This window comes from Commensalibacter sp. M0133, from assembly GCF_016101485.1.
GTDB lineage: Bacteria > Pseudomonadota > Alphaproteobacteria > Acetobacterales > Acetobacteraceae > Commensalibacter > Commensalibacter melissae.
Genome location: NZ_JACFQI010000003.1, coordinates 47,740 through 62,258, shown reverse-complemented (window position 1 = coordinate 62,258; position 14,519 = coordinate 47,740). Strand labels below are relative to the sequence as shown.

Sequence of the window (14,519 nt, the reverse complement as noted above, 5' to 3'; positions counted from 1 at the left end):
GAACATTAATAAAAAATCAAATACCTCAATCAATAACTAATGTAATATTTGTTGTTTATTGATTTTCATAAAATTATCATAGGCTTCTTTAACAAAAGCAGAACGACGGATCGCCATCATAAACAGATCTTGAACAACCTTACCAAATCCTCTTTCCGGCCTTAGAACCTGAAATAATAAAACAACCCGAGTTTGATTTGTATCATTTTCAACACTATGTCTATAGGTATCATCGAAAAGAATGCATTTATCCTGGATCCAGTATAAACGTTGCGTATCAACATCAATCCAGCAATTTTTTTGATCTATCGGCACAGCGACCCCAAGATGACACGTAAGCAAACCTTTGGTCACACCATAATGCGGGGGGATAACGGCACCCGGTTCAAGAATAGAAAAAAACGCTGAATTTAAATTCGGGATCTTATCTATCAAAGCTGCTGTTTTAGGCATTAACTTACAGTTTTCAATCACCCGTAACCCGTAACCCTGCAAAAAAAAGGATTTCCAACGTTTATCCGCGGCAATTCTAGCATGGTCAGGAGATATATCTCGCAGTGAGGGGGCGTTAACAGATTCATTTTGATACTTCTGAACAAGCTGTTCCCATTCTTTACGAATTATATCTGCATTAGCTTCGATTACAGATATCCACGGTAGAACCGAAATATCATATACAGGTTGATCCGGAATTTCTGAATAACGGGAAAGCACTTTATTAAAATAAGGACGAAGTTTTTTCCCCATTTTGATTATAAAAGGTCTTTTAGGCTTTATAATTTTTTTTTGCATAATTTTACCAAAATATTATATGGATCTATTACAAAAATTATTTTCAGTAATCTAATATTTTTCCATTTCACAATATGAAAAAACTGTTTTTATATTATAATGCGAAAAAAGATTTTATTTAAACAAAACAGATAATTTCGTATTAAAAATATTTTCAATTATTTTTGAAGCAAATCTTCTAGTACTTTTTTTAATATCTATATAATCTTACAACAATAATTATTTTAACATATTGCCAGATTGATATTCTCTTTTGGTGTCCCGTACGGGATTTGAACCCGTGTTGCTGCCGTGAGAGGGCAGTGTCCTAGGCCTCTAGACGAACGGGACCAGAAACCTTCTATATTTTTCTTTTATCTACGTCATCCTGCCCTAAAAAGCAACTAAAACTCACCAAAAAATCCAAATTAATCACAAAAAAATAACGACTGTTAAATAGTCCATTTTCAAAGACCTACAATCGTTATTTGAGTTTAGCATATAAAAATCAAAATAAATTGGATTAATTATCTAGTTATCTATTTTTTACCTTGATTTTTTTTCTTTGATAATTCAGAACCTGCTTCGGATTTATCACATTTACTAGCTTTAGGATCCCTTAGCGTTTCGGCAGCTTTGTGAGCTTCTTTTTTTGATACTTCATGTTTACTCATAACAATTCTCCTTTAAATGATTGTTATAATTCAATTATATACTATTTTTCTCAATTGTCATTAAAATATCAAAATATTATATTTTTTATAAAGTAAAACAAAGTATAAAAATCCATACATATATTATTTCTTGTTTTTTTATTTGATAATTGAAATAACTATTCATATTATAAATCCGAATATTTGCAAGGTGTTTCATAAAAATTCTTTTTCAATTAACAAACTATTTATCATCAATCTCCGAATCGATAATTTTAACTTCCGCCACCTTTTTTTGTTGATCAATGTCCCAGAAAATCAAACGATCAGGCCCTCCACCTCTCAATGTTATCAATACCATCCTGTCAGACTGACGTGTGACATTTTCTATCCGTGTCCCTTTAGGTTCTTGCAATACACTGATTGGACGTGTAATTTTTAGTGAATTTTCATAAATCATGACAGAATCGTTTTTTTTATGAGCTATACGACTGATAATTGCGAAAACCAGTATCGTTGTGGCTATTATTATCAGAATTCCCAAAAATACAACTAAAGCTAACAATCCTTTATTTTTTCGTGATAAAGAATCTTTGTTTTCAAGGGATATATTCATTGACATTAAGGTACTTTCTGTATGAATGGTTCAAACACGATCGACTCAACTTTGCTTGTAACTTCAGTTCAAGAAAAATACAATAATTTAAGACTTGATCGATTTTTAAGCAAAACCTATCAAAATTATTCACGATCAAGAATTAAGGCACTCATTGAACAAGGACATTGTAAACGCAATCATGTCCCTATTAAAAATCCATCAACTCCCATTAAAACAAATGATAAAATTGAATTGCAAATCCCTGAAGTAAAAGAGTATTCATTAATACCTCAGGACATTCCCCTAGAAATTCTATTTGAAGACAATCATATTATCGTAATCAATAAACCGGCTGGATTAGTTGTACATCCAGCCCCGGGAAATGAAAATGGTACCTTGGTCAATGCTCTTTTGGCGCATTGTGGAGACAGCCTGTCGGGAATAGGAGGAGAAAAACGTCCCGGAATCATTCATCGACTGGACAAAGACACTTCTGGAGTAATGGTTGTCGCAAAATCTGAACAAGCCTTAAGCAAACTATCCGCTGATTTTGCAGATCGAACCATAAACCGGTTATATCATGCCATCTGTTGGGGAATACCAAACCCCAGTCTAGGGTCTATTGAGGGAAATATTGGTCGTGATCCCTATGATCGTAAAAAAATGACAATTGTCAAAAAAGGTGGGAAATATGCCAAAACAAATTATAAAATTCAAAAAATAATAAATCCAGCTGTAAGCTTTATTCAGTGTAAACTTGATACAGGACGCACTCACCAGATTCGTGTGCATTTATCGAAACAAGGTCACCCCTTAATAGGTGATCCCGTATATCTTAAGCGGATTCCCGCCATTGCAAAAATCTTACCCATAGATCAAAGAAATGAACTTCTTGATTTTCCCAGACAGGCCCTGCATGCGACACTTTTAGGATTTAATCATCCCATAAGCAATAAATATCATGAATTTGAAACATCATTGCCCCAGGATATGGAACGTTTAATAAAGAAAATAACTACGGAAAAATAAAGATATAATAAATCCTTATTTTTCGATTCGAAATAAACACTCTTGCAAAGAAAAAAATAACTTGTTAAAAATTTATTAATAAATTATTAATTATAAAGATTAAAATTTTGTAAAATACATGTTTCAAACTCTATAAATATTAACCAGTTCAATTTTTATTACCTATAATCGAATTTATCGATGAAAATATACTTTATTTTTATGTTATTTTTTTTGACAGGACTAAATTAGTCTGATATAACAATGTTCGTAAACAAAACAAACTTCATAAAATATAAATGTGGGTCAACTGCATTAATTAAAAATACAATAAAGATCAACAAGACATGTGTTCTGTTTTACGCAGACCATAACATCATAAAGGTACAAATCAATGGTTCCTTCAATGTTAGATATCACGCCAGAAAACAACATTACACAATATATCCAGAATATCCGCAAATTTCCCCTCTTAACAGCTGAAGAGGAATTCACCTATGCGAAACAGTGGAAAGAGGAGGGAAATATACAGGCTGCACATAAATTGATCAACGCACATTTAAGATTAGTCGTTAAAATAGCCACAACATACAAACGCTATGCCTTGCCCCTGAATGAATTGATAAGTGAGGGAAATATAGGTATGCTTCAAGCCATCCAACGTTTTAATCCAGACCGTGGGTTCCGGTTTACAACCTATGCAATTTGGTGGATTAAAGCGGCCATTCAGGAATATATTCTTCACAACTGGTCTTTGGTTAAAATAGGGACAACCGCTGCTCAAAAAAAGCTTTTTTTCAATTTACGTCGCGTTAAAAGCCAGATTAAGGCCTTTAGTGACACTGACCTAACCCCGGAACAATTGGAAACAATCTCGGAGAAACTTGGGGTAACTACATCCGAGATTCAAAGTATGAATCAACGGTTAAGCGCTCAAGATCACAGCCTAAATACCCCTATGGGAAACGACAGTGATTATAACGAATGGCAGAATATGCTGGTTGATGACGCCATTAACCAGGAAGAGAGCTATGCCGAACGTGAAGAACTATCCCAACGTCATAATATTCTACAAAAAGCGATGGAAGGCTTAAAACCCAGAGAACGTGAAATATTAACGGAGCGTAGGTTAAAAGATAAACCTGCAACTTTGGAAGAACTTTCAAAAGTCTATAAAATTTCCAGAGAACGTATCCGTCAGATTGAAACCCGTGCTTTTGAAAAATTGCAAGAAATTATTCAAAAAGCACATGGTTCAGATATTGGATTTAAAAACTCAATAAACCAGGTAGCTATTGCCTAAAAATATAAAACACAACAAGCTGGATTATGGCGTATTTAATCTAGAAGATATCGTAATAATCCAGCTGATCCTATCGCGATAATCAGTGTAACCAAAAAAGAGCATCGAATAGCCGCCGTTACCGTAAAGATTAATGCAATCATATCTGCCATCCGTCCTGTAACAAAATAAGGTGCGATCAAGGAAATCATTACGCATCCAGGAACAATTTCCAATATGTTCTTTAATCGGGGATGATCATATTTACTAAAAACAAGGTATCCACCAATTCGTGTCAGATATGTTACCATCCCCATGAATATAATCGTCAGAAAAGCGTGTTCATTAATGTAGGTACTAAACATTTTTTGATACCTGCAGCATGTGATTGGGAACCAGAAAGACAAATATTATTCCGGTCAAAGTACCCGCAATAATATACCATTCCCCAGGTACAAACATATACACTATACAGGCAGTTATAAGGCTACTTGCCCAGATAATGCCTTTTCGCCATCCCAGCCACATACCACGAAGTAAAACAATGAATATGGCTGCAAACGCCATATCAAATCCATAATGCAAAAGATTACCAAATAAAGGCCCCAATAAAATTCCTATCACGGCACTTGTAACCCAGACAAGATACAAAGAAACTCCTACAGTCATATAAAATATATAGCTAAAAGATGGACTAATGACTTTTTTTAACCTGTGATAACAGTCCTGCAATGACAATGCCCAACATTCATCACATAAAAAGAAAAAAGATGGTAAAATCCTTTTTAATGAAAAATGCTTGCAAAACTGTATCATGGTGGCGCCCATTAAAATATGACGGCAATTCACCAGTAAGGTCATCGCAACAATCAATAATAATGGCGGTGTTTTTTGCCATAAATTAATCGCGACAAATTCAGATCCGCCAGCAAAATTTAAACTGCACATTAACCAGAGCTCAAGCGTTGACAATCCATGTATCTTTGCCTGCGCCCCCAATAACAGACCAAAAGGAATGACACTTAACATTAAAGGAAAAGCTGTCTTTAAAGCTCTCAGAATTTCCCTGCGTATATTTGATCCTACACGTTTTTCTTTATTGGAATCAGATGTTAACCCGTTATTTTTTTTATTGAATATTTGGATAACCATGTGCATCACATTGAATTGGTTAAAATAATATTTGATAATTATCTATTAAGCTGTTAATAAAACAGTTTTTTTTAAAAATTTTTCTTTTGGAGTATATTAAATCTACAACAAATTTCAAAAGACAAAAAATTTAGAACATACTGTTATCAATTTTACGACCAGATAAATTTGTTTCAAATGATTCTTAGTTACAATCTATCTTTTCGATCATTATATTTAAGCAATAAAATAAAATTATCTATAATATATCCTTAAATCATTTCTTGAACATATATTAAAAGGTGATTTTTGTTTCTTTTTCATATAAATATTAATTTTCAAATCTTTTTTTGAATGAAATTCATTAAAATTTTCTTAATAAAAATCTTTTATTCACAAATAAATATTTATAGAACGAATTAAGAAACGTAAAATGAGAATTATAAAAGACCCCTTGTCAGGGGTCACAAAAAGACAATAAATTATCTTAAAATTAGTTTGGCAAAAAATTCTCGGATAATATTGTATCTTCACGTTCAGGACTGGTTGAAATGACAGCAACCTTAACCCCTGTCAATGCTTCAATACGTTCAATATAATTTCTTGCTGCTGCCGGCAATTCTTCCTTTGACCGAATACCAGAGGTCTTTTCATTCCATCCTGACATCGTTTCATAAATAGGTTTCAATCTTTTTTGCGCTTCCAAAGTATATGGAAAACGCTCTATATTCTGACCGTCCAATTGATACCCGACACAAATTTTGACCTCTTTTAAGCCGTCCAGAACATCTAGTTTCATCAAGGCCAAACCATCCAATCCACCAACTTGAACTGCACGACGTACCAGTACAGCATCGAACCATCCACAGCGTCTTGGCCGTCCTGTTACCGTACCGAACTCATAACCTTTTTCACCTAAATATTTTCCAGTTTTATCAAATAGCTCGGTTGGAAATGGCCCTGCACCAACTCTTGTCGTATAGGCCTTGGCAATTCCAAGTATGTATCCGCCTGTCCGTGGACCTGTACCGCTACCAATCCCCGTTTGAGCAGGCACAGTATTTGAACTGGTTACAAAAGGATAAGTTCCATGATCTACATCCAACATTATGGCCTGTGCCCCTTCAAATAGCACAAATTTATTATCCTTAATATAACTTGCCATTAATTCTGAAACGGGTGCCATAAAAGGTAAAACCTTTACAGCAATAGTATTGAGATAGGATAGAATTTCATCTTTTGAAAATGTTTTTTCACCCAATGATACCAATAAGGCATTATGATGAGCCAACAACTCATCCAAACGCCAATCTAGCGTTTCCGGTTCTGTCAAATCACACAAGCGAATGGCACGACGCGCCACCTTATCTTCATAAGCGGGTCCGATACCTCGACCGGTTGTTCCAATTTTATGTTCTCCACGTGCTTTTTCACGAGCCTGATCCAAGGCCACATGAGAAGGCAAAATCAAAGGGCAATTCTCGGCTACTTTTAAAATATCTGGAGTAATTTCGATATTCTGATCTTTAAACCTGGCAATCTCATTTAACAGGGCCTGTGGATCAACAACAACCCCATTGCCAATAATACTAATTTTTTGCCTGACTACACCGGAAGGCAATAATGATAATTTATAACTTTTTCCATCAATAACCAGGGTATGTCCAGCGTTATGTCCGCCCTGAAATCTTACTACAACATCTGCCTGACTGGCCAGCCAATCAACAATCTTTCCTTTTCCCTCATCTCCCCATTGGGAACCGACAATGGTAACACTGGACATATAGACTTCCTTATCTAAACAACCTTATTTATAAAATTACACAAATATTAAATGATTAAAGCGCTTACACCAATTACAAAGGAAACAATTTCCCTTTTTTGTATATATATTGACAATTTAAATGATGAGCCTCTTCTTCAGGATCGCCTTCAACCGCACAACTCATTAACGTAACATATCCCTCTTCATGCAGTTTGCCCAACTCCTCAATTCTATGACAACCATAGGGAACAAAAACCCTTGATTTGCTCAAAGGTCTTTCCGCTCTTTGCAACAAAATATCTGGACGAAGGGTTAAACCACAAGCAGGTTCCTGATTATTGGAAAGATATCTTCCACCCCGACCAACTTCACCACTAATACCATCAGCATAAACGGAAATACATAATCCTGTATGATAATCCCAGCCTCTAAATTCAACAGGATCAATAGTCAATTCAATATCCGGATCTTGATTTCGCACCGCTTTTACAGAAGCCAACAACCGTTCAAACAACCGTTGGGCCTCTGCTGGAAAATCTAATTTTCGCAATGCGCCAATAGCCTGATCCGCAGGTCCTGCCGCCTGCAACATAGCTGTCAAAATATCCGAATAATCCCCACCATAATATTTTACGGCGGCAACATCTTTACGATCCAATGCACGCATTAACGCAACCAATTGTGCAGAGGTAAAATTTTCCGGGCAAATAATTGCCTGTACCAGCTGCGGCATCATTAAATCAAAACTGAAGGCCTGAATCCCAAGCGCCTGCAATGCCTGTGCAGTCACCAGAATCACCTCGGCATCAGCCTGTGCATTATCGATGCCAATTAATTCAATGCCAGTCTGTAAAATTTGACGGGCTGCTGAATGTCTTGCCCCTTTAACCCAGATACAGAGACCGGCATACGACAACCGCAAAGGACGTGGTGAATTGATCAATCGTGTCGCAGCAATTCTGGCAATCTGAGGTGTAATGTCTGCGCGCAAGCCCATCATATAACGTGTTTCTGGATCCATTATCCGAAAAGTTTGCTCTGCAATTCCTTTGCCCGCATGCGCAAGAAGACTCTGTTCGAATTCCAATAAAGGTGGATTGACCCGATCATAACCGTAATTAGCAAAAATATTCATCATTTTTTGCAAGCCATGCGCTTCTGTCTCAGCATCAGAGGGCAAGACATCGCAAAAACCAACGGGGAGCAATGCGTTACTTATTTCCAGATCATCAATCATATGTATAGTTGCTTTTTACCTTTAATCATCTTCCCGTATGATTCAGCCATCCGCCTTTACCATCGCAAACGCCCAATCAAGCCAAGGTAACAGGGCCTCCATAGATGCAGCAGTCACCGTTGCCCCACCCCATAACCTCAATCCCAGAGGAGCATCACGATAACTGGCAATATCATAAGCGACCTGTTCCTCAGCCAAAAGCCCAGTCAGTTTCGATAAAACCGTTTTCTGACTTTTATTATCCAACGCGACAAACCAAGGATCCACAATTTTTAAACAAATAGAGGTATGTGAGCGATACTTCTCATCTTTTGCAAGAAATTCAATCCATGCCGTTTTAGCAACCCATTGACTGACAATCCTCAGATTATTTTCACTAAGACGTTTCAATCCTGCCAATCCCCCGACAGATTGAGCCCATCTCAAACCATCCAGCGCGTCTTCAACGCAAAGCATTGACGGGGTATTGATTGTATCTCCCTCAAAAATTTTTTCGTTCAATTTTCCCTGTTTCAATACACGGAATATTTTAGGCAAGGGTCTTAACTGTTCCGTTTCCTCAAGACGTTTCACTGCATGTGGGGATAAAGCAAGCATTCCATGCGCGGCTTCCCCACCCAAAACCTTTTGCCAGGACCACGTTACCACATCAAGTTTCGACCATGGCAGATCCATCGAAAAAACAGCCGAGGTCGCATCACAAATAACCAATCCATCATGATGGTCAGGAATGAAATCCCCATTTGGAATTTTAACACCCGAAGTCGTTCCATTCCACACCATTACAACATCATTATCCCACTGAATTTCATCCAGATTTGGCAATTCACCATACTCTGCATGAATAATATTGGTATTGGGCAGTTTTAACTGTTCAACAACATCGGTAACCCATTCCGCGGAAAAACTGTCATAAGAAAGCACATCAACAGGACGAGACCCTAGCAAGGCCCACAAAACCATTTCAACAGCCCCGGTATCTGAAGCGGGAACAATACCCAATTTCCATCCTTCAGGAACATCAAGTATTTCAGCAGAGCGGTGGATGACATCATGTAACCTGGCCCGCCCTTCCTTGGAACGATGTGACCGTCCTACCAGGGCATTTTGCAAAACATTGATATTCCATCCGGGACGTTTTGCGCAAGGACCAGATGAGAAACATGGATTTTCAGGTTTTTTTTGAGGTTTGGGAGATATGGACAATCTTGACATAAGCGTTAATAACCATTCATTGCACGTTAATAGATAACGTGAATTGGTGCGAAAGGGGGGATTTGAACCCCCACGCCTTGCGGCGGTCGATTTTGAGTCGACTACGTCTACCGTTCCGTCACTCTCGCTTGCTTATTTCCTCTTAGCAGATAACACCACCAAAAGACAATCTTGTTTTTAAAAAAAATTAAAAAAATTGCAAGTGTTTTTCAAAGATTTTTTCATTTAAAATACATAATATTCACCTTATAATTAAATTTTATACAAAAAATTATAAAACTGGTTACTTATACATCGTTTATTTAACTTATATTTATTTAAATTTTTTTAGAGTTTTTTAATAAAAAAAATTAATTCCAATAAAAAGCAAACCTTGCAAAACTTTTAAAGTAACCAAAAATATTCACTACTTTACCAAAATTTAAAAAATTAAAAAATCAATAATTCATTAAATAATATTAAATAAATTTAATGGTTATTACTATAAATATCATTTTTTATATGTAAAAATTACTTATTAATAAATAACATATTTGTATATTATGTTGTATTATACTAATAATAATATTTCAGGAACGAAAAAATAAAGTAAAAATAAGAGATTACTTATGGTTAAACATGTAAAAGACGACAAACGCAAAGATTTAACAGATGAAAATAAATTTAAAACAAATCATTTTGTAAACTATATTTATTATCCTGTTAATTTGGCAAATAAAAATAACGTCACCGAAGACCAAATAAGCACTTTTGATTCGATAGGATATTCCATACACAATAACAATCCCATCCTTAATACCGGTGATTGGTACGCCATTAACTATAATGGAAAAACTATATATAGTAAGGGCGGATATAATCAGGGCGGTACAAATTCATACTTTAGCCTGTATACGGCTGATCACACAACCACTGATCCAAACTATGCCTATTCTGGCCCTGTAAACATTATCAACAGCAATTTGCATATCGAGAATGGCGCAGTAGTATCAGGACTCAATTACTTTTCCACTGACGGGAATCAATATACGCTTACCGTTGATCAAAATGGTAAATTGCAAGATTCCAATATTTTCAATCAAAATGTCAACATCAACAATGGTTTTTCCAGTAATAACAATTACTATAGCTGCCCCACCACAATGGCCGGCAACACTCAGTCAGACAACGATTCATTTACCAATGCCTATATCCTATCAATGGGTAGCTGGACTTTAACGGGTATAGCCTCCCAGCAGACCCCCTCATCAGGAAATTTTTTCTTTAGTAAGGGTGGAACAACAACAATCAATATAAAAGACTCTACCATAGTCACCAATCCCACTGTCACCGCCGATACGCAGGTTCCAGCCGACACGAAAAGTACGGTGATCAATGTTGATCAAGGAGCAAGATTCGGAAAACAGGATTTTTATTCCAGAAACAACATTGATGAATATTTGAACAACATAATAATCAAAAATGACTATAAATCCATTATCGGTGATGGAAGTTTCAGTGATTATAACGTTGTATATGTCACCAATGAGACATTTACAGACGCCAATGGAGTGACACAGAAAGCAACAACTTACCGGGATTCAAATAATAATGTACTCTATCGGGGAAACGGTCCTGTAAATATCTATAATGTCTCAAGAATAATTGTCAGAAAAGGCGCGGTACTGGATCATGCACAAATTTTTGGCGGAACAATTCCCAGTATCCTGGTTGAAAACGGAGGCATTCTTCAAAATTCCAATATTTTCGATAGCTACATCGGGATTCAGAATGGGGGTCAATCACTCAATAACACCTATTACTCACCCGAATTCTGGTACAGCAGAAATAATGTCTCCAGCCGCATGGAAGGAATCTCCAAAAATGATAAATTCTATGAATCTGCAAACTCTTACCAGAATCTTTTAGACATTAGTGATAATGACAATGTCTATTTCGATCAAAATGGTTTTACCGTAAACGATCCCACTAAAAATCCATCCCAAAGCCAACGCTTTTCGGTTGTCAATGGATTTATGCAACTGCATATCGGTTATGGAGGGCAATTCATTGATCCAAGTATATCAAGCTACAATAGTTATTATCTGGATTATTTTGGCGGGGGGGAAAATAATGATCCAAACAGTTCGCCAAACTATAATTATCCGGGTGTGGATCCTGACCTATCTGCTGATACCAGTAAAAATCCATTGAAATTCGATGACAATGTCGATTTTGCAAATTATACCGTCCGTAACAGTAATCCGATCCTGGATGGAACCATTCCATGGCATGCCGTTAAACTTGACAATGGTAAAACGGTCTATCAACGGGGAACCGGCACAAATGGCCCCTATTTCAGTTTACACGACAAGGATCACCTAACCAATGATCCCAATAAAGCCTATTCAGGTCCTGTTAATATCATAAATTCCGATTTTTACATTGAAAATGGGGCTGTTGTCTCTGGATTGAATTTCCTTGCCAGTGACAATTCCAGAACATTATACAATAATGGTGGAACACTGCAAGATTCCAATATTTTCAATCAAAACGTAATTTTTACTGGCAATAGTCATTCCAATAACAACACTTTTATTTCCTGCCCCGTCAACATAAGTGGAACTACCGTATCCGATGGGGATTCTTTCGTCAATTTTTCCTCTAAAACAGGATATTATGATTTAAAGGGAATCAGTTATACAAATAGAAGCTATCTTGACACCAAACATGACAACACCTTTCTATCCAGTGATAATGGATCTGCTGATGTAAACGTAAATGACAGGAGTATTGTCAGAAATCCCCATATACCGAATGTTCCATTGAACAACTCAAGTAATACCATGACTATAAATGTGGTAAATACAGCACAATTTGAAACAAAGGGGGTGCCTACTGGTCCAGAACTTGATAAATACCTCGCCAGTACCGTTATTCAAAATGACAGCCTGAACATTATTGGCCCAAATAACGGTAGCAGTAACAATTGTGTCTATGTATACACAGAAAACGTTCTGGACCAAAATGGAAAACCTGTTTTGGACTCATCAGGTGTACCCCAAACAGTAAATGTCTATCGGGATAGTGCCGGACATGAAATCTACCGTGGTAATAAAAAAATTAATTTTTACAATGTATACAAGGTTATTGTCACCAAAGGTGCAGTTCTTGACGGCGCGCAAATTTTGGGAAACAATATCCCGAGACTCCTTGTCCAAAATGGCGGAACCATAAAAAATTCAAAATTTTATGATGGTTATGTAGGCATTGAACAAGGTGGACAGTCAATAAACAATACTTATTATTCACCGGAATTCTGGTATTCCGAATGGGACAATCTGGGCGACCATCGAATGGAGGGCACTTCACAGGACGACAAATTCTTTGAGAGTTCTGGAACCGTAAAAGGTCTCGTAAATATCGCAAATAATGAATGTCGATATATTGATGGCAATAATAATGTTGTTTATAATGACAAAAGCTATAACCCTCCAAACAATACACAATTTACCGTAGCCAGTGGTACAACCCAAATCCATGTCGCGGGTAACGGAAAACTAATCAATCCGACGATATCAAGTAATAGCAAATATATTTTGGATTACAGGGATAATGCTCAGGAAGAACCCTGTTACCTTTGTGGCACGATGATAGAGACAAGAGACGGATTGAAGGCCATAGAAGAGATCCGTGCCGGAGACATGGTTTACGCATATGAAGGCTCCACGAGGGTTCTCAAACCCGTGACCTGGGTCGGATCGGGTCACCACAGTGTCCGCAGGAACAGGCCCGATGATGTGGCGGGTTATGCCATCCATATCGTCAAAGACGCCCTGGCTGACAACATCCCATACAAGGATATGCGCATCACGCCGGAACATTGTCTCTATATTGATGAAAAGTTCATCCCCGCCCGCATGCTGGTCAATCATCACTCCATCCGTTACGATTATTCAAAAACCGAATATACCTATTATCATCTCGAGCTGGAGAAACATGGCGTTATCAAGGCGGATGGCGTATTGTCCGAAAGCTACCTCAATACGGACAACCATAAAAATTTCCACAATCCTGAAAAGGTGGTTCAGTTAAGACAGGAGACAAAAGACTGGGCACAGGATGCCGCAGCCCCTCTGGAAACAAGTCGTGAGGCCGTTGAACCTGTCCATGCCCATTTGAAACAGAGGGCATTGCATCTGGGCATGAAGAACATGGTTGCGCCAGAAACAATCACCCACTCCACAAATCTTCATATCATTACTGACAGAGGCGAGGTTATCCATCCACAATGGCCGGTAACGGGAAATGGAAATTATGTCTTTGTTCTCCCCAGTCCCGTTCATCATGTCCATATCGTTTCAAATAGCAGTCGCCCGTGCGATGCCATCGGTCCCTTCGTTGATGACAGGCGCAATCTCGGCGTACTGATCGAAACCATCACCCTGTTTGACAACAGGGAGAACCACTATGTCAAAGCCCACCTGGAAACCAGGAAACTTGAAGGGTGGCATAATCAGGAAAACATACCCTGCCGCTGGACGGACGGCTATGCTCTCCTGCCCCTGGACCAGCATGTTCTGCAAAAGGGCCGGAAGATCCTTACCGTAAAGGTCATCGCCGCTGGACCGTATATCTCACAAAACCAGTTGGATCATAAAAATCAGTTGAGAAACTGAACAGCATACTTCAGATTATTGCAGAATCAGGTTATCTAATACGTTTCAATACTGTATTTCATAACCTGATCTTACTATAAAATTTACCAGACATCTTTCTAGAATAATTCTTATCCTCGATTTCATCGAAAAATTATCATTATCTGCATTAATCAACATTTCAATTAAAATTTTATATACAAATGGTTATTGTTCCAATGA

The 14,519-nt window shown here is 37.3% G+C and carries 11 protein-coding genes and 2 tRNA genes; 3 read left to right on the top strand and 10 right to left on the bottom strand.

What is annotated here, in order from left to right:
* Window positions 1-36: 36 nt before the first annotated feature.
* From H3T46_RS06800 to H3T46_RS06790, 4 genes are all read right to left on the bottom strand, one after another.
* Complete coding sequence (locus tag H3T46_RS06800; RefSeq protein WP_155566355.1) at window positions 37-792, bottom strand: aspartyl/asparaginyl beta-hydroxylase domain-containing protein; 756 nt, start codon at window positions 790-792, stop codon at window positions 37-39.
* A gap of 254 nt (window positions 793-1,046) precedes the next feature.
* Window positions 1,047-1,122, bottom strand: a tRNA-Glu gene (locus H3T46_RS06795).
* Window positions 1,123-1,310: 188 nt separating this feature from the next.
* A complete protein-coding gene (locus H3T46_RS08985) occupies window positions 1,311-1,445 on the bottom strand; it encodes a hypothetical protein (protein ID WP_255412382.1) in 135 nt (44 codons plus the stop codon).
* Window positions 1,446-1,668: 223 nt separating this feature from the next.
* Window positions 1,669-2,040 carry a hypothetical protein gene (locus H3T46_RS06790; protein ID WP_155566354.1) on the bottom strand — a complete coding sequence of 124 codons (372 nt, stop codon included), beginning with the start codon at window positions 2,038-2,040 and terminating at the stop codon, window positions 1,669-1,671.
* A 21-nt stretch (window positions 2,041-2,061) separates the two neighbouring features.
* Between H3T46_RS06790 and H3T46_RS06785 the strand changes: the two genes are divergently transcribed.
* Both H3T46_RS06785 and rpoH read left to right on the top strand, forming a co-directional pair.
* Window positions 2,062-3,051: an RluA family pseudouridine synthase gene (locus tag H3T46_RS06785; protein ID WP_198198119.1), complete on the top strand. Its 990-nt coding sequence runs from the start codon at window positions 2,062-2,064 to the stop codon at window positions 3,049-3,051.
* Between the two features lie 373 nt (window positions 3,052-3,424).
* Window positions 3,425-4,333, top strand: coding sequence for an RNA polymerase sigma factor RpoH (gene rpoH, locus H3T46_RS06780; protein ID WP_122122994.1), 909 nt, complete (start codon window positions 3,425-3,427; stop codon window positions 4,331-4,333).
* A 35-nt stretch (window positions 4,334-4,368) separates the two neighbouring features.
* Here rpoH and H3T46_RS06775 read toward each other — a convergent pair whose 3' ends face one another.
* From H3T46_RS06775 to H3T46_RS06750, 6 genes are all read right to left on the bottom strand, one after another.
* Window positions 4,369-4,677: an AzlD family protein gene (locus H3T46_RS06775; RefSeq protein ID WP_198198121.1), complete on the bottom strand. Its 309-nt coding sequence runs from the start codon at window positions 4,675-4,677 to the stop codon at window positions 4,369-4,371.
* Window positions 4,670-5,464, bottom strand: coding sequence for an AzlC family ABC transporter permease (locus H3T46_RS06770; protein WP_198198123.1), 795 nt, complete (start codon window positions 5,462-5,464; stop codon window positions 4,670-4,672). The genes H3T46_RS06775 and H3T46_RS06770 overlap by 8 nt, the downstream gene beginning before the upstream one ends.
* 472 nt (window positions 5,465-5,936) lie before the next feature.
* Complete coding sequence (locus H3T46_RS06765; RefSeq protein ID WP_198198125.1) at window positions 5,937-7,226, bottom strand: adenylosuccinate synthase; 1,290 nt, start codon at window positions 7,224-7,226, stop codon at window positions 5,937-5,939.
* Window positions 7,227-7,299: 73 nt separating this feature from the next.
* On the bottom strand, window positions 7,300-8,445 hold the full coding sequence (locus H3T46_RS06760; protein WP_198198128.1) for an ATP phosphoribosyltransferase regulatory subunit: 1,146 nt from the start codon (window positions 8,443-8,445) through the stop codon (window positions 7,300-7,302).
* A gap of 42 nt (window positions 8,446-8,487) precedes the next feature.
* Entirely contained in the window at window positions 8,488-9,660 is a 1,173-nt protein-coding gene (locus H3T46_RS06755) for a phosphoserine transaminase (protein ID WP_198198130.1), read from the bottom strand.
* A 44-nt stretch (window positions 9,661-9,704) separates the two neighbouring features.
* Window positions 9,705-9,788, bottom strand: a tRNA-Leu gene (locus H3T46_RS06750).
* Window positions 9,789-10,268: 480 nt separating this feature from the next.
* Between H3T46_RS06750 and H3T46_RS06745 the strand changes: the two genes are divergently transcribed.
* The gene (locus tag H3T46_RS06745) at window positions 10,269-14,318 is read left to right on the top strand and encodes a Hint domain-containing protein (RefSeq protein WP_198198132.1); all 4,050 of its coding nucleotides are present in this window, start codon (window positions 10,269-10,271) and stop codon (window positions 14,316-14,318) included.
* The last annotated feature ends 201 nt before the right edge of the window (window positions 14,319-14,519 follow it).